Raw genomic sequence first — 18499 nt, 5'->3', positions numbered from 1 at the left:
GGTGCCGCCCTCCGATGTCGTGGGGCGCTCAGCCGCCGGACATGCTGAGCGCGCGTTTGTCGGACTTGATGATGTGCTCCCGTTCGGACTCCGAGAGCCCGCCCCAGATGCCGTAGGGCTCGTGCACCGCCAGCGCGTGGCTGCGGCACATCTCCAAGACCGGGCAGCTCAGGCAGACGGCCTTCGCCCTGGCCTCCCGCCGTGCCCGCGCCGGGCCGCGCTCGCCGTCCGGGTGAAAGAAGGACGCGCTGTCCATCCCCCGGCACGACCCTTCGAGCTGCCAGTCCCACATGTCGGCGTTGGGTCCTGGGAGCCTGCGCGTGTCTGCCATCCTGACCGCCTCCGTCATCCGGTCGATGCCGCTAGCTGCTCTGCTGTGGTGCCGATACTCCATTCGGTGCAACGGCGGTAACGTTAGAAGCGCGCCAATAGTTGTTCAAGCGATCCGGCCCGATTCAGCCGTTAGGCATCCCCCGGATGTGTGAGCAGGCATTTCGCCTCCGGTTGCCGACTCCGCTGAGTGCCTGGATATTGAGGCTCGTGGGAGCTGGGTCGGGCACCGAAGAACCCACCCTGCCGGTGGCCTCCGTCGCCCGCCGGCTCGGGGTCGCCCCGTCCACCCTCCGAACGTGGGACCGCCGCTACGGGCTGGGCCCCAGCCGGCACACCGACGGCCGTCACCGCCGTTACGGCACCTCCGACATCGGCAGGCTGGAACTGATGCAGCGCGCGTTGCTGAGCGGCGCGTCGACGGCGGAGGCCGCGCGCTACGCCCTCGAGCAGATGCCGCGGTCCGGACCGGCCCAACAGGAGGAGCCTTCCGAACCCGCCGGCGCCTCGGCGGCCGACGACGGGCAGGAGGTCCGTTCCCGCCTGGCCCGCCGCCTGAGCACGGCGGCGCTCGCCATGGACGTCGGCGCGGTGCAGCGCATGCTGGCGGACACGATCGACGAGCTCGGCGTGCTCCCCGCGTGGACGGGGGTGATCGAGCCGGTGCTGTCGGCGCTCGGGGCCCGCTGGCGCGGCGCGAGCGCGGGCGCCGAGGTCGAGTACCTGCTCGCGGAGTGCGTGTTCGCGGCGCTCGTGCGGGCGACCCCGGTGCTCGACGAGCCGCGCAACACCCGCCCGGTGCTGCTCGGCTGCGTCCCGGAGGAGCGCGACACGATGCCGATGTACGCACTGGCGGCCTCGTTGGCCGGCCGGCGCATCGGCGCCCAGCTGTTCGGCGTCCCGCTACCGGCGGAGGTTCTGGCGGTCGCGGTCCGCCGCAGCGTCCCGGCAGCGGTGGTGCTGTGGGCCCACCGCCGGGGGGTGGCGGACACCCGGCTGTTCGCGAGGGTGTCCCGCGGGCGGCAGCGGAGCCGGCTGTTCGCGTGCGGGCCCGGCTGGGACCCGGCGGGGCTGCCGGACAAGGTGGAGCTGTTGACGGACCTGCCGGGGGCCGCGGACCGGATCGAGCACGTGCTGGTGGGCACGCGGCAGTAGGGGTGGTGGTGGGCGGCGGGTGCAGCGGTCCGGCATCGGCCCACGGCGGGCTCGGCCCGGGGTCCGGCATCGGCCGCGGCGGGCTCGGCCCGCGCTCCGGCATGGGTCGCGGCGGGCTCGGCCCGCCCGCCGTCCGGCACCGGACGGCAACCCCGCCAAACCGGCTCTTCCGCCCGGCCCGGCCCGCCACCTCGCCCAACCGGGCCCAGTTCGGCCCGGCAAGCCCGCCACCTCCCTCACCTCGCCCAACCCGGCCCCAGTCCGGCCCGGCAAACCCGCCACCCGTCCTGCCCCGCCCTCCCGCGCCCGCCGCTGTGAGGTGGCGAACCCTCCGGCCCGGCCCGCCACTTCGATCATGTTTCTGTCGGTGGGACCCGCTAGAAAGGACGGGTGCACGAACCCGCCCTCCGGGCCGCCGCTTTCGGGAGTGATCCGCTGCCCGATCCCGCCGTCGTGCGCGGCGGTGGCAGCCCCAAGGCGAGGCTGCTCGCCGCCGTCGTGCTCGGCGCCCAGGGCCGGTATGCCGCCGCCGCCACCCTCCTGGATGCCCTCCGGCGCGAACCGAACCCCCTCGAAGCTTCCCTCGCCGCCAGCGCCCTCGGGTCGCACCGGCGGCAGCTGGGCGGCCACCCGCAGGCCCGCGCCCTCGACGGCGAGGCCTTCGCCCGCGCCGCCACGCTGACCAGCGACCCCGACCCCGACGGCCTCGACGCCGCCGGCGCCCGGGCCGACGCCCTGCTCGGCCTGGCCGCCGACAACCTCGCCCTGGGCCGCCTCGGCGCCGCGCGGCGGCTCGCCGCCCGGGCGGCGGAGCAGGACGCCGGGTGGCGGGCGCGGGTCCGTGGTGGCTGGGTCGGTGCCGAGATCGAGCTCGCCGCAGGTCACGGCGCCGCCGCCGTGCCGCACGCCCGGTGCGCATTCGAAACCGCCTCCGCGCGCGGTGCGCGGCGGCACGCGACCAAATCCGCGATTGTGCTGGCCGTGGCCCTGCGGGCGGCCGGGGCTCCCGATCACCGGGAGATTTCGGACGGTCTTGTCGGAAATGCGATGGCGACCGCCGAGGAATGCGAACTCCTTTCACTTTTGTGGCCGGCTGCCCTCGTCGCGGCCGACCTGCGCCCAGGACACGCCGAGGAGTATCGATTCAGAGTGGCGGAGGTGTTGCACGCAGTGTTACGAAACGCAGATCCTTGCGGGAGGAGGGTTGCGGGGGAATCACCATGGGTCCCGGTCCCGGGTGGTTGAGCCGTCGGAATGGGGTGTTCCGGCATCCGGGCTAAGAAACTTCAAAAAAAGCCACCGGATCGTGTCAAGGTTCGGGCTAAAGCGTCCGATAGGGGAAGTGGAATGTCACCCGGCTGCAGGAAGGAAACCCCGTGACGACGGTCTTGATCTGCGACGACCGACGCAGTGTCCGTGAAGGGCTCACCCGAGTGATGTCCGCGGTCCCTGGGGTCAGTCGCATCGACTGCGTAGCGCACGGTGACGAGCTGCTGGCCCGGTACTCCCGTCAGCCCGTCGACGTCGTGCTGGTCGGGACGCAACGCGCGGTCCCGACGGGTGTCGAAGCCACCCGACGGCTCGTCTCCGCGAACCCCCAGGCGAACGTCATCGTGTTCGGCGCCCCCGACGACGCGGGCAGCATCGCCGCGGCGATCGCCGGCGGCGCCCGCGGCTACCTCCGCTGGGACGCGTCCCGGCCGGAGCTGGTCGCCGCACTGGCCCACACCCTCGCGAGTACTTCGGTGCCCGCGCCCCGTTAGCCGTCCGACCCGGGCGTCCAGCTGACCGAGCGCGAGCTTCAGGTGCTCCGCGGGATGAGCCAGGGCAAGAGCAACGGCCAGATCGGCCGCGAGCTCTACCTGTCCGAGGACACGGTGAAGACCCACGCCCGGCGGCTGTTCCGGAAGCTCGGTGTGCGCGACCGCGCGCAGGCCGTGGCCCACGGCTTCCGCCGCGGCCTGGTCAGCTGACCCGTTCCGCGGCACTCTCCTCGATCCTGACACGGCCGGAATACAGGTGACGACGGGCCAGGGCGGCACCGCCCTGGCCCGTACCTGTGTGGTCCCCATCACACTCCGGCGCCCGATGTGGCAGCCGCCACGGCGGATTCCCGCCTCGCCACCCGTCCCTCCGACGGATCTCGTACCCGCGACGGCGTTTGCTCGTTGAATCGACGACAGCGACCGCGGGTCTGCAGGACAATCCGTATTTACGCGGCTCCGGTGGCCGCGGCGCGCCCGGGAAGACCGCGCGCGCCGGTCCGGAGCGGGCCGCAGGTACGGTAGCGGTCACGGTGCGCGGTGGAGGGCAACCACGGGCCGGATTCTTTGCACGCCTACACGTAACACTGGGACTGTTGTCTGCGATGGCCAATGTGGGGGATGGACTGGATGAGCCGGTCGCCGCTGCTGTCGAGGGAGATCCCCAGGCAGTCGAGCGGCTGCTGGCTGCTATCCGTCCACTGGTAGTGCGGTATTGCCGCGCTCGGGTTGGCAGGCAGGAGCGATCGTTCGCTTCGGCAGACGACGTTGCGCAGGAGGTGTGTCTCGCGGTGCTAACGGCATTGCCTTCGTACCGTGACCAAGGCCGCCCATTTTTGGCGTTCGTCTACGGGATCGCCCAGCACAAGGTGGCCGACGCGCACCGCGCCGCGGCGCGCAACCGGGCCGAGCCGGTGGCCGAGATCCCCGACGAGATCGAAGGCGGGGTGGGCCCCGAGCAGCGCGCGCTGCAAGGTGAGCTCAACGAGCGGATGTCCCAGTTGTTGCAGGTGCTGCCGGACAAGCAGCGGGAGATCGTGGTGCTGCGCGTGGTCGTCGGCCTGTCGGCGGAGGAGACCGCGGACGCGGTCGGCTCCACCCCCGGCGCCGTCCGCGTCGCCCAGCACCGCGCCCTCGCGCGGCTGAGAAAGGTCCTGGCCGCGGAGGAGGTGATCTGAGTGACCGGTCACGAGAACGGTTTCGAGCCGGACGACGTCTTCGGTAGTGGCCTGTCGGCGTCGGAGGCGGAGTTCGCCGCCGACCTGTCGGCCGTCCAAGCCGACGACGCGCTGCTCGATGCGCTCGGCGGGTCCGACCCGGCGCTTGCCGACGGTCTCGGCGACCAGGAGCTCAACGCGTTGCTGGTGGCGTGGCGAAGAGACATCGACAGTGAGCCCCTGGCCGAACTGGTCGACGTCGACACCGCTGTGCGCACCGTCAGCACCGCCGCTCTCGCGAAGCGGCATTCTTCGAGCGGACGCCGCCGCAGGCTGCTCGTCCCGGTCGCCGTCGCCGCCGCTGTGCTGGCGATCGCGTTCACCGGAACCGGGCTGGCCGCGCGCTCCGCGCAACCCGGCGACACCCTGTGGGGCCTCGCGAAGGTCCTCTACGCCGACCACACCCGTTCGGTCGAGGCGGCCGCGAACGCGAAGCTCGACCTCGAGAAGGCCAACCTCGCCATCGCCGGCGGCAACCTCGACGCCGCCCGCCAGGCCCTCCAGGACGCCCAGGCCGCCCTGTCGCAGGTGTCCGACGAGGACAACCGCGACCAGCTGATGGAGCAGCACCGGCAGCTCGCCGCCCAGCTGCAGAACCCGGAGGCCCCGGTCCAGGGCCCGATCCAGACCTCTTCGCCGCAGGTGCCGCCCGGCGCGTCGGCGACGCAGGTGCCGCCGGCCGGTTCGGCGACGTCCATCCCCGGCAGCGGCAGCGGGACCACCAGCCTGCCGGGCAGCGGGACGCCGACCCCGACGCCCCCGCCGCCGACCAGCGACACGCCGACCCCGCCGCCGACCACGCCGACCACCACGGTCGCGAGCGGCAACGACCCGGGCACGCCGCGCAGCGAGTCCGCCGGCGGCGCCCCGCAGGGCGTCAGCGAATCGCCCTAGGTCACGAGACCACGAAAAAGCCCTGGTGAGCAAAGTCACCAGGGCTTTTTCGTGGTCTCAGGTGCCTCAGTAGGCGCTTTCGTTGGCCGTCACGCCGTCGGCGAAGCCGCGGCAGTAGTCCCAGCTCACGTAGTCGCCGGGGTTCGGGTCGTAGGCCGGCTCGTGCGGGCGCATCCGCCCGTCGGCCAGCAGCTGCTCCAGGCTGGCCCGCAGCAGGTGCCAGTCGTGGTAGTGCGGTTCGTCGCACTCACCGCAGTCGACGACGATCCCGCGAACCCCGCGGGGTTCGAGAAGTGCCTGGTAGACGGCCAGATCCGAGAGATCGGCCAGTAGCTCGGTGCGTTCGGAGTCGCTGATCGGCTCGTCCAGCCGGTCCTCGTGGTCGAGGAACGCGCGGGCGGGGTCGTCCGGGTCGTCCGCGAACGGGTCTGGAGGCAGGACATCATGCGCCACGGCCTGCACGGTACCGGTCGGCCCGCACGGCTCGCCCACCGCCCGGGGCGGGGCCACCCGGCGGATATCATGAGGGGAAGGCTCCGAGTCGCCACAGCGACCCCGCTCATCCCGCGCCAGGAAGGCCCTTCACCCGCTATGACCAGCGACGGCACCACCGCCCCCGTTCCGGCCAAGTTCGCCATGCTCGGCCTGACCTTCGACGACGTGCTGCTGCTGCCGGCCGAATCGGACGTCGTGCCCAGCGGGGTCGACACGAGCACCCGGCTGAGCCGGAACATCACCCTCGGCATCCCGCTGGTCTCGGCCGCGATGGACACCGTCACCGAAGCCCGGATGGCGATCGCCATGGCCCGCCAGGGCGGCATCGGCGTCCTCCAGCGCAACCTGCCGATCGACGAGCAGGCCGCGCAGGTCGAGGTCGTCAAGCGGTCGGAGGCCGGCATGGTCACCGACCCCGTCACTTGCGCGCCGGACGCGACGCTGGCCGAGGTCGACGCCCTGTGCGCGCGGTACCGCATCTCCGGCGTGCCGGTGACCGACGCGGCCGGGACGCTGGTGGGCATCATCACCAACCGCGACATGCGGTTCGAGGTCGACCACAGCCGCCCGGTGTCCGAGGTCATGACGAAGGTCCCGCTGGTCACCGCGCAGGTCGGGGTGTCCGCGGACGCGGCGCTCGGCCTGCTGCGCCGGCACAAGATCGAGAAGCTGCCGATCGTCGACGGCGCGGGCAAGCTCCGCGGCCTGATCACGGTCAAGGACTTCGTGAAGACCGAGCAGTACCCGAAGGCGACGAAGGACCCGGACGGCCGGCTCATCGTCGGCGCCGCGGTCGGCGTGGGCCTGGACGGGCACAAGCGCGCGATGGCGCTGGCCGACGCGGGGGTCGACGTCCTGATGGTCGACACCGCCCACGGGCACTCCCGCGCGGTCGTCGAGACGGTCGCGCTGCTGAAGAAGGAGCTGGGCGACTCGGTCGACATCGTCGGCGGCAACGTCGCGACGCGGGCGGGCGCGCAGGCGCTGGTCGACGCGGGCGCGGACGGCATCAAGGTCGGCGTCGGCCCGGGCTCCATCTGCACCACCCGGATCGTGGCGGGCGTCGGCGTGCCGCAGATTTCGGCGATCTACGAGGCCGACCAGGCGGCGCGCCCGGCGGGCATCCCGGTGATCGGCGACGGCGGCATCCAGTACTCCGGCGACATCGCGAAGGCCATCGCGGCCGGCGCGTCCACCGTGATGCTCGGCAGCCTGCTCGCCGGCACGGCCGAGTCGCCCGGCGACCTCATCCTGGTCAACGGCAAGCAGTTCAAGGTCTACCGCGGCATGGGCTCGCTGGGCGCGATGCAGTCGCGCGGCGTGGGCAAGTCCTACTCCAAGGACCGCTACGCCCAGGACGACGTGCTCAACGAGGACAAGCTGGTCCCGGAGGGCATCGAAGGCCGGATCCCGTTCCGCGGGCCGCTCGCCAACGTCGTGCACCAGCTGGTCGGCGGCCTGCGTGCCGGGATGGGCTACGCGGGCGCCGAGACCGTCGCGCAGCTGCAGGACGCGCAGCTGGTGCGGATCACGGCGGCCGGGCTCAAGGAGAGCCACCCGCACGACATCACCATGACGGTCGAGGCCCCGAACTACACGACTCGCTAGGTCCGCCCCTTCGGACGTTCCGCTCGCCCTCCTCCGTCGGAAGACTGGTTCTCCTCGACCGACCGAGGAGGGAAGCGGGATGGCGGTTTCGCGACGGGTGGCGGCAGCGGTGGCCACGGCGGCGGTGCTCGGGCTCGGCGGTGGCGCGGCGGCTTCGTCGGCGTCGGCGGCTTCGGGCGCGGTGACCGCCGAGGCGGTCCAGGCGTCGCCCGGGGAGATCTGGAAGCGGACCGAGCTGTTCTTCGGCACCGGCAAGCCGGACGGCACCGAGGTGACCGACAAGGAGTTCGCCGCGTTCTCCGACCGGGAGATCACCCCGGCGTTCCCGGACGGCTTCACCCGGCTCGACGGGAGCGGCCAGTGGCGCGGCGGATCCGGCGCGATCGTGCGGGAGCACACGCATGTGATCGTGCTGCTCTACCCGTTCGGCGACCGTACCGCCGAACGGGAGATCGAAGAGCTCCGAACCGACTACAAGAAGCAGTTCCAGCAGGAGTCCGTACTGCGTTCGGACTCCGTGGAGAAGGTCTCGTTCTGAGTTCCCGTGACCTAGCGTGCTTACGGTAATCGGTCTATCGCCTTGCGTGCTGGTCGTGGTGTGCACTAAGGGGCATGACGGTCAGCCGCTTCACGCGCGTGCTGCGCAAGGTGTTCTTCACGGCCGTCGCGCTCGTCTCGCTGGCCCTCGGCGGCATCGTCTGCCTGATGTGCCAGGTGCTCGCCGGCCGGGACGCGCCCACCTACCGCGTCGAGGGGCACGTGGTGTCCCACGAGCGGGGAGCGCTCCCGGTCGGGGGTGACGAGGACGCGCTGAGCCACACCGTCGCCGTCGACGCCGCCGACGGGCACCACTTCCGCGTCACCGCCTTCGGCCCCGGCCTCGACCTGCCGCTCGGGCAGCCGGTGACGCTCGACGTGTCGACCGCCGACGGCACCGTCGCGTACCTGCGGGCCGGCGGCGGGGTGTTCGACCTGCGCTCGGGCGTGGTCCGGCCGGTGCTGCTGATCGCCGCGGCGCTGCTCGCCCTGGGCTCGGTGTACTTCGGCGCGGTCCGGCTCAACGTCTACCCGCCGGTGGCGACCTGGCTGGCCCTGGCCCTGGGTGCGCTGCTGGCCCCCGTCGCCGTGTTCGTGCGGGTGTAGCCGTGGTCGGCAAGCTGCTCTCACCAGGGCTTCTCGGGGTCGTCGCCGGGGCGGCGCTGGCCTTCGGGACGTACGAGGGCCTCGAGGCGTTCGGGCCGTCCGAGCGGGAAGAAGCCACCGTCGAGACGCGCAGCTACGCGGAGGCGAATTCGGGGCAGCGCGTCTACGAGCTCGTCCTGCGCACGACGTCGGGCGAGCACTTCAAGGTCCGGGACACCGACGGGAACCTCGATCTGGAGCCGGGGCTGCCGGTCGGGCTCGACGTCTCCGACGTCGGACGGGCGGTGCAGGCCGTCGAGGCCGGCGACCACCGGGTGCGCCTCGATTCCCTCCCCACCCTGGCCGTCTTCGCGGTCGGGTTCGGCGCCGCCATGGTGCTCTGGATGCTGACCACGGCCGTCGACACGGGACGGTTCGGCCTGGCCGTGCTGAGCGCCACGGCCGGGTTGGCGGTGGGCGCACTGCCCGTGGTGCTGCTGTTCTAACCCCCGTGCGCAGGTCACCCACGCGGCCTAGCGACAATGGGGCACGGCAGATTGTCGTCGGCGGAGGAGGCTTCACGTGCGGGACCTGGTCGAGATCGGGATGGGCCGCACCGCGCGGCGGGCGTATGACCTCGACGACGTCGAGATCGTGCCGTCGCGGCGGACTCGCTCGTCTTCGGTGGTGTCCACCGCCTGGCAGATCGACGCCTACCGCTTCGACCTGCCGCTCGTCACGCACCCGACCGACGCGATCGTCTCGCCCGGCACCGCGGTCGCCGTCGGCGAGCTCGGCGGCCTGGGCGTGCTCAACGCCGAAGGGCTCTGGGCGCGGCACGCCAACGTCGAGGACGCCATCTTCCAGCTGGTCCGCGCGGCGGAGGACCTCGAGGACCCGACCGCGGTCGGCCGGGTGCTCCAGGAGCTGCACGCCGCACCGATCCGGCTCGACCTGCTGACCGAGGCGATCAAGACGGTCCGCGAATCCGGCGTCACGGTGGCCGCGCGCGTCAGCCCGCAGCACGCCGCCGAGCTGACCCCGGACCTGATCTCGGCCGGCGTCGAGATCCTCGTCGTGCAGGGCACGATCATCTCCGCCGAGCACGTCGTGCGCGACGCCGAGCCGCTGAACCTCAAGGACTTCATCGGCCGCCTCGACGTCCCGGTCATCGCCGGCGGCGTCAGCGACTACCGCACCGCGATGCACCTGATGCGCACCGGCGCGGCCGGCGTCATCGTCGGCCACGGCTACACGCCCGGCGTCACCAGCACCGACCGCGTCCTCGGCATCGGCGTGCCGATGGCCACGGCGATCATCGACGCCGCCGCCGCCCGCCGCGACTACCTCGACGAGACCGGCGGCCGCTACGTGCACGTGCTGGCGGACGGCGGCATGACGACGTCGGGCGACATCGCGAAGGCCATCGCGTGCGGCGCGGACGCCGTCATGCTCGGCTCCCCGCTGGCCGCCGCGTCGGACGCGCCCGGGCAGGGCCTGTACTGGACGGCGGCGGCCGCGCACCCGTCGCTGCCGCGCTCGCGCGTGGCGGCCGGGCCGGACTACGCCGTCGACCTCAAGACCCTGCTGTTCGGGCCGTCGTCCGACGCGGAAGGCGTCGTGAACCTCTTCGGGGCGCTTCGCCGGGCGATGGCGAAGACGGGTTACTCGGACCTCAAGGAGTTCCAGCGGGTGGGGCTCACCGTTCGCCGGTGAGGTGGGCCAGGAACGCGGCGAAGGCGTCGGCGGAGTAGACGAGGATCGGGCGGGGCGCCGGTTGCTTGGTGTCCCGCACCCCGACGGCGCCGGGTGCGGTGCCGATCTCGACGCAGGCGTTCTCCTCGAAGTGGCTGTGGCTCGACTTGCGCCAACCGGTGAGCTGCTGGGGGATCATCGTGGTCCCTCCCGGAAATCGTGTTCCACCGGCGGGTCTCGCCGACGTGAACATCGAGCTCTTTGATAATTACCCACGATCGTCTCCGGCGATGCGCCAAAACGGGTGACTGGTGAGTAACTTACCTCTGGTCAGGATGCGAACCCCGGGTTACGCTCCCAGGTGTGACTGCCAGTAACACCACCACCAGTGCAGGTGGCTTCGACTACGACGTCGTCGTGGTGGGGTCGGGGTTCGGCGGCAGCGTCGCGGCGCTGCGGCTCACCGAGAAGGGCTACCGGGTCGCCGTCGTCGAGGCGGGACGCCGGTTCGCCGACGACGAGTTCGCGAAGACGTCGTGGGACCTCAAGCGCTACCTCTGGGCGCCGCAGGTCGGCTGCTACGGGATCCAGCGCATCCACATGCTCAACGACGTCATGGTGCTGGCCGGCGCCGGCGTCGGCGGCGGGTCGCTCGTCTACGCGAACACGCTGTACCGGCCGCTCAAGCCGTTCTACCGCGACCGGCAGTGGTCCCACATCACCGACTGGGAGTCCGAGCTCGCCCCGCACTACGACCAGGCGAGCCGCATGCTCGGCGTCGTCACGAACCCGACGGTCACGCCGTCGGACGTCGTGATGCGCGACGTCGCGAAGGACATGGGCGTCGCGGATTCGTTCCACCCGACGCCCGTCGGCGTGTACTTCGGGAAGCCCGGCTCGAAGGCGGCCGATCCTTACTTCGGCGGCGCCGGTCCCGAGCGCGTCGGCTGCACCGAGTGCGGCTCGTGCATGACCGGCTGCCGCGTCGGGGCGAAGAACACGCTGGTCAAGAACTACCTCTACCTCGCGGAGCAGGACGGCGCGCAGGTCATCCCGCTCACCACGGTGACCGCCGTGACACCCGTCGACGGCGGCTACGAGGTCAGCCTGAAGAAGACCGGGACGACGTCCAAGCGCTTCCGGACGACGATCACGGCCGAGAAGGTCGTCTTCGCCGCCGGCACCTGGGGCACGCAGAACCTGCTGCACAAGATGAAGGACACCGGGCGGCTGCCGCGGCTGTCCCGCCGGCTCGGCGAGCTGACCCGGACGAACTCCGAGGCGATCATCGGTGCCGCGCGAACGGAGGTTGACGAGAGCCGGAACTTCAGCCGCGGCGTCGCGATCACGTCGTCGATCCACCCGGACGAGAACACCCACATCGAGCCGGTCCGCTACGGCAAGGGCAGCAACGCGATGAGCCTGCTGCAGACCATCGCGACCGACGGCGCTTCGCCGGTGCCGCGGTGGCGGCAGGCGGTCACGTTCATGCTCAAGCACCCGGTCCAGACGGCGAAGCTGCTCAACGGCTACCGCTGGAGCGAGCGCACGGTGATCCTGCTGGTGATGCAGAGCCTGGACAACTCGATCACGACGTACACGCGGCCCGGCCTGTTCGGGCGGCGCAAGTACACGTCCAAGCAGGGCCACGGCGAGCCCAACCCGAGCTTCATCCCCGCCGGCCACGAGGCCAACGAGCGCACGGCCGAGCACATCGGCGGCATCGCCGGCGGCACGTGGGGCGAGATCTTCGACATCCCCCTGACGGCCCACTTCATCGGCGGCGTCCCGATCGGCGCGTCCGCCGAGGAGGGCGTGATCGACCCGTACCACCGCGTGTTCGGCTACCCGGGCCTGTCGGTGGTCGACGGCGCGGCGATCACGGCGAACCTGGGGGTGAACCCGTCGCTGACGATCACGGCCCAGGCGGAGCGGGCGTTCTCGTTCTGGCCGAACAAGGGTGAACCGGACGCGCGGCCGCCGCAGGAGGCGTCGTACGTGCGGTTGGAGCCGATCGCGCCGAAGAACCCGGCGGTTCCGGCTGACGCGCCCGCTGCTCTGCGCCGGTCCTCCTAGACTCGGGGCCGTGACCACGGCATCGGAGAAGGCGCACGCGCTGCTCGGCGGTATCCGGAAGCTCGACGACGAATGGGCAAGGGCCATCGGTGGCCTCGGCGAACCCGAACTGCGCGCGCCCAGTGCGTTGCCGGGCTGGTCGCGCGCCCACCTTCTCTCGCACCTCGCGCGCAACGCCGATGGGCTGCGCAACCTGCTGACCTGGGCGAACACCGGTGTCGAGACGCCGATGTACCCCAGCGCCGAAGCCCGGGAGGCCGACATCGAGGCCGGGGCACAGCGCGGGGCCGCCGACGTCCTCGCCGACTTCGTCGCGTCGGCCGGGCGCTTCGAGCAGTACGCCGCCGCGATGCCGGAGGACGCCTGGGCGCGGGAGGCGCGCAACCGGCAGGGTGCCCCGGTCACCGGGACCGTCGTCGCGCGGATGCGGCTGTCCGAGCTCACCATCCACCTCGCCGACCTCGGCCGCGGGTACGACCTCGACCGGGTGCTCGGGCTGCTCGGCCCGCTGACCGACGACGTCGTCGAGCACGCGATCACCTCCCGCAGCGCCCACCTCCCCGCGTTGCGCCTGGTCGCCGGCGACTTCGCGTGGACCATGGGCGCCGCCCCGGGCGCGACGGTCAGCGGCACGAGCGGGCAGCTCCTCGCCTGGCTCAGCGGGCGCTCCGGCGGCGAGGGCCTCGACGGCGACGTCCCGCCACTCCCCGCCTGGGCGTGAACTCACCGGGACCGTCCTCCGTGTACCGATCGGGAGTGAGCGTCGCCGGGTGAACGCCGGGGGCCGGTCCTAAACTGGGCGTCCCCGGCAGCGAGGAGTCCGATGTGGACAGCGTGAGCAGGCCGGCCCGATGACCGGGCAACCCGCCGGACGGCCGCACGTCTCCGAGCATATGGACAGAAGGGCGTTCCTGCGGATCGCCGGCGTGTCGGCGGCCGGTGCCGTCGTCGCCGCGTGCGGCCCGGAGAGCCCCTCGGCGCCCGTCGCGTCGACCACCCCGGAGGCGCCGACGACGGCCGGGCCGTCCGGCACCCGGTTGCCGACCGGCCCGCCGAACTGGGACGACCTGCGCTCCAAGCTGACCGGCGGCCTGCTGCGCCCGGGCAGCGACGGCTACGACACCGCCAAGCGCGCGTTCAACCCGCTCTTCGACACCAACAACCCGGTCGCCGTGGCGACGGTGTCGACCGTCCAGGACGTCCAGACCTGCGTGCAGGGCGCCGCCGGTCGCGTGACCCTCGCCGCGCGCAGCGGCGGCCACAGCTACGCCGGCTACTCGGTGCCCGGAGGCGGGCTGGTCATCGACCTGTCCGCGCTGAACAAGGTCGACGTCCAGGGCAGCAAGGCCGTGATCGGCGCGGGCGCGAAGCTGAAGGACGTCTACGCCGCGCTGGCGGCGGCCGGGCGCGCGCTGCCCGCGGGGTCCTGCCCGACCGTCGGGATCGCCGGGCTGACCCTCGGCGGCGGCATCGGCGTGCTCTCCCGCAGGTACGGCCTGACCTGCGACCACCTCAGCTCCGCACAGGTCGTCACGGCCGACGGCCGGCTCCTCACCGCGTCCGCGACCTCCGAACCGGACCTCTTCTGGGCACTGCGCGGCGGGGGCGGCGGCAACTTCGGCGTCGTCACCGAGTTCACGTTCGACACCGACCCGGCGCCGGACCTGACCGTGTTCTCGCTGCACTTCCCGGCCGGTTCCGCGGCCGGCGTGCTCGGCGCGTGGCAGCAGTGGATCGCCGCGATGCCGCCGGAGCTGTGGGCGAACCTGGTGCTCTCGGGCGGCTCGCCGGTCCAGTGCCGGGTCGGCGGCTGCTACGTCGGCGGTGCCTCCGGGCTGAACACGCTGCTGAACAACCTGACCACCAATGCCGGCGCGCGGCCGACCCAGCGCACGGTGAAGAGCCTGGACTACCTCGGCGCGATGAACTACTTCTCCGGCAGCTCGGCCCGGCAGTCGTTCGTGGCGTCGTCGCGGATCATCACCAGCCCGGTCGACGCCGGGAAGATCGTCGCGCTCGCCGACGGCAGGCCGGGGATGGACCTGCTCATCGACGGCCTCGGCGGGAAGGTCGCCGAGCCGGCGAAGAACGCGACGGCGTTCTGGCACCGAGACGCGCTGGCCAGCGTCCAGATCTACGCACCGGCGACGGCGAAGAACCGGACGAAGGTCACGCAGTCGGTGGGCGACGTCGCCGCGGGCCTCGCCGCGGCCGGCGCGGGCGGCGGGTACGTCAACTACATCGACCCGGCCCTGCCCGACTGGAAGACCGCCTACTACGGCGACAACGTGAAACGCCTCGTGGACGTCGCGAAGAAGTACGACCCCTTCAACGTCTTCCGGTTCGGGCAGAGCGTCGTCGCCTAGAGGTCGATGCCGGTGAACACGGTGACGCGCTCCTCGGTCAGGTCGTGCATCGCCGCGAGCACGCCTTCGCGGCCGACGCCCGAGCCCTTGACGCCGCCGTAGGGCATCTGGTCGGCGCGGTACGAGGGGACGTCACCGATGATCACGCCGCCGACCTCCAGCTCCGCCGACGCGTGGAACGCCAGCTGGACGTCGGTGGTGAAGACGCCCGCCTGCAGGCCGTACGCGGATTCGTTGACCGAGCGGAAGGCCTCGTCCACACCGTCCACAACGGACACCGCGAGCACCGGGCCGAAGATCTCCTCGTTCCACGCCTTCGTGTCCGGCGGGACGTCGGTGAGCAGCGTCGGGGCGACGGTCGCGCCGTCGCGGGTGCCGCCGGTGAGCACCTTCGCGCCCGCCGCGACGGCCTCGTCGACCCACGCCACGATCCGCTCGGCGGCGGCCTCGTCGACCACCGGCCCGACGTCGGTGTTGCGGTCGTACGGGTCACCGGTCCGCTGCGCCTCGACGGCTTCCAGCAGCGCGGGCACGAACTCCTCGGCCACGGCGGCGTCCACGATCACCCGCTGCACCGCGATGCAGGACTGCCCGGCCTGGTAGTTGCCGAAGGTGGCGATGCGGTGCGCGGCGCCTTCGGGGTCGGGCCAGTCGCGCAGCACGACCGCCGCCGCGTTGCCGCCGAGCTCGAGCACGACGTGCTTGCGCGGCGCGGCGTCCTTGAGCGACCAGCCGACCGGGCCGGAGCCGGTGAACGACACGACGGGCAGCCGCGGGTCGGCGACGAGCGCCTTTGTCTCCTCGTTCCCCAGCGGCAGTACGGAGAACGCGCCTTCCGGCAGATCCGTCTCGGCGAGGATCTCGCCGAGGATGAGCGCCGACAACGGCGTCCGCGGCGCGGGCTTGACGATGATCGGCGCGCCGATCGCCAGCGACGGCGCCACCTTGTGCGCCACCAGGTTGAGCGGGAAGTTGAACGGCGCGATGCCGAGCACGGGCCCGCGCGGGACGCGGCGGGTCAGCGCCAGCCGCGCCTCGCCCGCGGGGTCGGTGTCGAGGCGCTGGACGTCGCCGGTGAAGCGGCGGGCCTCCTCGGCGGCGATGCGGAACACCGACACCGCGCGCTTGACCTCGGCTTCGGCCCACTTGAGCGGCTTGCCGTTCTCGGCGGTGATCACCTCGGCGATCTCCTCGGCGCGCGCGGCGAGCACGCGGGAGACGTGCTCGAGCGCGCCCGCACGGACGTGCGCGGGGGTGCGCCGCAACTCCTTGGCGACCGACACGGCGGCGGCGACCGCGCGTTCGACCTGGTCCGGCCCGGGCACGGCGACCGTGGCGACCTCGCTGCCGTCGTACGGGTGGTGCACGACGAGGGTGGTCGCGCCCGCTTCGGGGCGGCCGGCGATCCAGGCGGGGCGCGGCTCGGGGGTGATCATGTCCATGCGTACCAACGTAATCCGGGTGGGGATCCACCACGGGGACCCCCACCCGGACGGGTCACGGCTTGATGAGCACCTTCAGCGCTTCGCGGTCCGCCATCGCGCGGTAGCCGCCGGGGACATCTTCGACGCCGATCGTGCGGTCGAAGACCTTGCCGGGCTGGTACTTGCCGTCGAGGACGTCCGGCAGCAGCTCCGGGATGTAGTGCCGCGCCGGGGCGACCCCGCCGGTGACGGTGATGTTGCGCCGGAACAGCGTCGGGCCGATCGGGCCCTCTTCGTACTGCGGGACGCCGACGCGGCTGACCGCGCCGCCCGCGCGCACGACGCCGACGGCCATTTCGAAGGCCGGCTTCGTGCCGACGCATTCGAGGACGGCGTGCGTGCCTTCGCCGTTCGTCAGCTCGCGGACCTTCTCGATGCCTTCCTCGCCGCGCTCGGCGACGACGTCGGTCGCGCCGAACTCGCGGCCGAGGTCGGTGCGGTCCTGGTGGCGCCCCATCAGGACGATCCGCCCGGCGCCCAGGCGCTTCGCCGCGAGGACGGCGGAGAGGCCGACGGCGCCGTCGCCGATCACGGTGACGTTCTGGCCTTCGCTCACGCGCGCCTTCGTCGCGGCGTGGTGCCCGGTCGGGAAGACGTCCGACAGCGTGAGGAACGAGGCGAGCAGCGCGTCGTCCTCGGTGTGGGGCAGCTTGACCAGCGTGCCGTCGGCCTGCGGCACGCGGACCGCCTCGCCCTGCCCGCCGTCGACGCCCTTCGCGCCCCAGAACCCGCCGTGCAGGCAGGAGGTGTGCAGGCCTTCGCGGCAGAACTGGCAGGTGTTGTCCGAGTAGACGAACGGCGCGACGACGAGGTCGCCCTTCTTGACGGACGCGACGTCCGCGCCGGTCTCTTCGACGACACCGAGGAACTCGTGCCCGATGCGGCGCCCGTGCTCACTCGGCGCCATGTCGGCGTACGGCCAGAGGTCGCTGCCGCAGATGCAGGACCGCACGACCCGGAGGATGACGTCGGTCGGCTCGACGAGCTTCGGGTCGGGGACGGTCTCCACCCGCACGTCGCCGGCGCCGTAGATGACTGTCGCTCGCATGCAAGTCCTTTCGTTAGCTTCCCTAAGCAAGACCGGCGGCGAGGGGACGGGCATTCCCGGGTGTGTCGACCATGACAAACGGCGGAGGTGCCGCGCCGGTGTCGCGCCTAGATTTTCGGTCATGACCGCTCGCGCCGCAGCCCGCAACCCGTTCGGGGCACTCGCCACGGGACCACGCCGCCCGATCCTCACGGCCGCGGTCTTCGCGGTGACCCTGGCGTGCGGGATCGCCCAGCTGGGGCACCCGCCGCTGTACGACGCGGTCGTCCGCGACGCGGCCCGCATCGACGCCGGCGAGTGGTACCGCCTGGTGACGGGCATGTTCTTCCAGGACGGCTGGGCCCTCGGCCTGGTCTCGAACCTGCTCTGGCTGGCGGTGTTCGGCACGCTCGCCGAGCGCGTGTTCGGCCGCGCGCGGTGGCTCGTCCTCTACTTCGGGTGCGGCCTGTTCGGCCAGGTCATGAGCTACCTCTGGCTCAACCCGGTCGGCGCGGGCAACTCGATGTGCGTCACCGGCCTGATCGGCGGCCTGGCGGCCGTGGTCATGGTGGCGTCGCGCCGCTACGGCGTTGTGCTGCCGGTGCAGTTCCGGGTGCTGGCGTTCGCCGCGCCGGTACTGGCCGTGGCCGACACGCTGGCGCACGACAACCACGGCCTCCCGCTGCTGCTGGGCCTGGCGCTGGGCTTCGCGCTCCTACCGGCTCCGGTAGAGGTCGCGCAGCAGTAGGACTTCGGCGCAGTGGTGGATCATCTCGCGGTGGATGTGCAGCACCAGGGTGGCCATCGGGTACTCCGCGTACGGCCCCTCGGCCGGTCCGCACGGCCGCGCCAAGGCCTCTTCGTCGAGCGACTTCACCCCTTCGACCCACTGCGCGTAGAGCTTGTCGAGTTCCGACAGGGCCTGGGCGGCCGTTCCCGGGTAGGGGTAGCTGTCGTAGCCGATGGGCTCGCCGCCGAAGTGCGAGCCGATCCGCGCGCCGAGGACGCCGACGAGGATGTGGCCGAGCCGCCACGCGATCGTCGTGACCGGCGGCGGGGTCGGCTCGGGGAACGCGAAGTCGATGGTGAACGGGCCGGTGCCGGGCTCGTCGTCCGACTTCCGCGGCCGCACGGTCCAGCAACCCGTGACCGGCTCCCAGAAGTACTCGTCGTCCGTGAGCCCCTCGAGCTTCGGGCGCACCAGGACGTTCCAGTGAAAGTCGAGCTGGTCGGTCAGTTCCTTCGTCCAGTTCACAGCCATACCGGG

The 18499-nt window shown here is 72.1% G+C and carries 19 protein-coding genes and 1 pseudogene; 14 read left to right on the top strand and 6 right to left on the bottom strand.

The features are described 5' to 3' along the window. Positions 1–28: 28 nt before the first annotated feature. Positions 29–331, bottom strand: a complete 303-nt coding sequence (locus ACH54P_RS25655; protein ID WP_033261506.1) for a WhiB family transcriptional regulator — start codon at positions 329–331, stop codon at positions 29–31. A 248-nt stretch (positions 332–579) separates the two neighbouring features. Here ACH54P_RS25655 and ACH54P_RS25650 point away from each other — a divergent pair, with 248 nt between their 5' ends. The 5 genes and pseudogenes from ACH54P_RS25650 (at position 580) to ACH54P_RS25630 (ending at position 5359) form a co-directional block, all read left to right on the top strand. Further along, the gene (locus ACH54P_RS25650; protein ID WP_489916632.1) at positions 580–1485 is read left to right on the top strand and encodes a MerR family transcriptional regulator; all 906 of its coding nucleotides are present in this window, start codon (positions 580–582) and stop codon (positions 1483–1485) included. Positions 1486–1875: 390 nt separating this feature from the next. Beyond that, positions 1876–2730 (top strand): hypothetical protein, encoded by an 855-nt coding sequence (locus tag ACH54P_RS25645; RefSeq protein WP_489905933.1) that lies wholly within the window; start codon positions 1876–1878, stop codon positions 2728–2730. Positions 2731–2861: 131 nt separating this feature from the next. After that, positions 2862–3458, top strand: a pseudogene (locus ACH54P_RS25640) (response regulator transcription factor). Between the two features lie 395 nt (positions 3459–3853). Next, complete coding sequence (locus ACH54P_RS25635) at positions 3854–4426, top strand: sigma-70 family RNA polymerase sigma factor (protein WP_072474704.1); 573 nt, start codon at positions 3854–3856, stop codon at positions 4424–4426. Beyond that, the gene (locus ACH54P_RS25630) at positions 4427–5359 is read left to right on the top strand and encodes an anti-sigma-D factor RsdA (protein ID WP_489905932.1); all 933 of its coding nucleotides are present in this window, start codon (positions 4427–4429) and stop codon (positions 5357–5359) included. Between the two features lie 66 nt (positions 5360–5425). Here ACH54P_RS25630 and ACH54P_RS25625 read toward each other — a convergent pair whose 3' ends face one another. Next, positions 5426–5821: a DUF5319 domain-containing protein gene (locus tag ACH54P_RS25625; RefSeq protein WP_489916630.1), complete on the bottom strand. Its 396-nt coding sequence runs from the start codon at positions 5819–5821 to the stop codon at positions 5426–5428. 129 nt (positions 5822–5950) lie between these two features. On the opposite strand from ACH54P_RS25625, the gene guaB reads away from it, so the two are divergent. From guaB to ACH54P_RS25600, 5 genes are all read left to right on the top strand, one after another. After that, a complete protein-coding gene (gene guaB, locus ACH54P_RS25620) occupies positions 5951–7462 on the top strand; it encodes an IMP dehydrogenase (RefSeq protein ID WP_489905931.1) in 1512 nt (503 codons plus the stop codon). 79 nt (positions 7463–7541) lie between these two features. After that, entirely contained in the window at positions 7542–8000 is a 459-nt protein-coding gene (locus ACH54P_RS25615; RefSeq protein WP_489905930.1) for a DUF3574 domain-containing protein, read from the top strand. A 74-nt stretch (positions 8001–8074) separates the two neighbouring features. After that, positions 8075–8605: a hypothetical protein gene (locus ACH54P_RS25610; RefSeq protein WP_489905928.1), complete on the top strand. Its 531-nt coding sequence runs from the start codon at positions 8075–8077 to the stop codon at positions 8603–8605. A 2-nt stretch (positions 8606–8607) separates the two neighbouring features. Beyond that, entirely contained in the window at positions 8608–9090 is a 483-nt protein-coding gene (locus tag ACH54P_RS25605; protein WP_489905927.1) for a hypothetical protein, read from the top strand. Positions 9091–9166: 76 nt separating this feature from the next. Further along, entirely contained in the window at positions 9167–10300 is a 1134-nt protein-coding gene (locus ACH54P_RS25600; RefSeq protein ID WP_489905926.1) for a GuaB3 family IMP dehydrogenase-related protein, read from the top strand. On the opposite strand, the gene ACH54P_RS25595 is transcribed toward ACH54P_RS25600, so the two are convergent. Further along, positions 10284–10478 (bottom strand): DUF397 domain-containing protein, encoded by a 195-nt coding sequence (locus ACH54P_RS25595; protein ID WP_489905925.1) that lies wholly within the window; start codon positions 10476–10478, stop codon positions 10284–10286. The two genes, ACH54P_RS25600 and ACH54P_RS25595, sit on opposite strands and share 17 nt — an antisense overlap. Positions 10479–10642: 164 nt before the next feature. Between ACH54P_RS25595 and ACH54P_RS25590 the strand changes: the two genes are divergently transcribed. The 3 genes from ACH54P_RS25590 to ACH54P_RS25580 all read left to right on the top strand — a co-directional run bounded on the left by ACH54P_RS25590 (position 10643) and on the right by ACH54P_RS25580 (position 14721). Then, positions 10643–12355 carry a GMC family oxidoreductase N-terminal domain-containing protein gene (locus tag ACH54P_RS25590; RefSeq protein ID WP_489905924.1) on the top strand — a complete coding sequence of 571 codons (1713 nt, stop codon included), beginning with the start codon at positions 10643–10645 and terminating at the stop codon, positions 12353–12355. A gap of 10 nt (positions 12356–12365) precedes the next feature. Further along, positions 12366–13076 carry a maleylpyruvate isomerase N-terminal domain-containing protein gene (locus ACH54P_RS25585; RefSeq protein WP_489905923.1) on the top strand — a complete coding sequence of 237 codons (711 nt, stop codon included), beginning with the start codon at positions 12366–12368 and terminating at the stop codon, positions 13074–13076. A 172-nt stretch (positions 13077–13248) separates the two neighbouring features. After that, on the top strand, positions 13249–14721 hold the full coding sequence (locus ACH54P_RS25580; protein WP_489905922.1) for an FAD-binding oxidoreductase: 1473 nt from the start codon (positions 13249–13251) through the stop codon (positions 14719–14721). Here the strand turns inward: ACH54P_RS25580 and ACH54P_RS25575 are convergent. Together ACH54P_RS25575 and ACH54P_RS25570 are read right to left on the bottom strand one after the other, a co-directional pair. After that, on the bottom strand, positions 14718–16163 hold the full coding sequence (locus ACH54P_RS25575; RefSeq protein ID WP_489905921.1) for an aldehyde dehydrogenase family protein: 1446 nt from the start codon (positions 16161–16163) through the stop codon (positions 14718–14720). The two genes, ACH54P_RS25580 and ACH54P_RS25575, sit on opposite strands and share 4 nt — an antisense overlap. Before the next feature lie 55 nt (positions 16164–16218). Beyond that, on the bottom strand, positions 16219–17253 hold the full coding sequence (locus tag ACH54P_RS25570; protein ID WP_489905920.1) for a zinc-dependent alcohol dehydrogenase family protein: 1035 nt from the start codon (positions 17251–17253) through the stop codon (positions 16219–16221). A gap of 121 nt (positions 17254–17374) precedes the next feature. On the opposite strand from ACH54P_RS25570, the gene ACH54P_RS25565 reads away from it, so the two are divergent. Continuing rightward, on the top strand, positions 17375–17980 hold the full coding sequence (locus tag ACH54P_RS25565) for a rhomboid family intramembrane serine protease (protein WP_489905919.1): 606 nt from the start codon (positions 17375–17377) through the stop codon (positions 17978–17980). On the opposite strand, the gene ACH54P_RS25560 is transcribed toward ACH54P_RS25565, so the two are convergent. Beyond that, entirely contained in the window at positions 17948–18493 is a 546-nt protein-coding gene (locus tag ACH54P_RS25560) for a DinB family protein (protein WP_489905918.1), read from the bottom strand. The genes ACH54P_RS25565 and ACH54P_RS25560 overlap by 33 nt on opposite strands. Positions 18494–18499 lie beyond the last annotated feature (6 nt).

Source organism: Amycolatopsis sp. N2S4-7, assembly GCF_058119595.1.
Note: the sequence above shows the minus strand (reverse complement) of the source record. Positions and strands in the feature narration are given on the sequence as shown.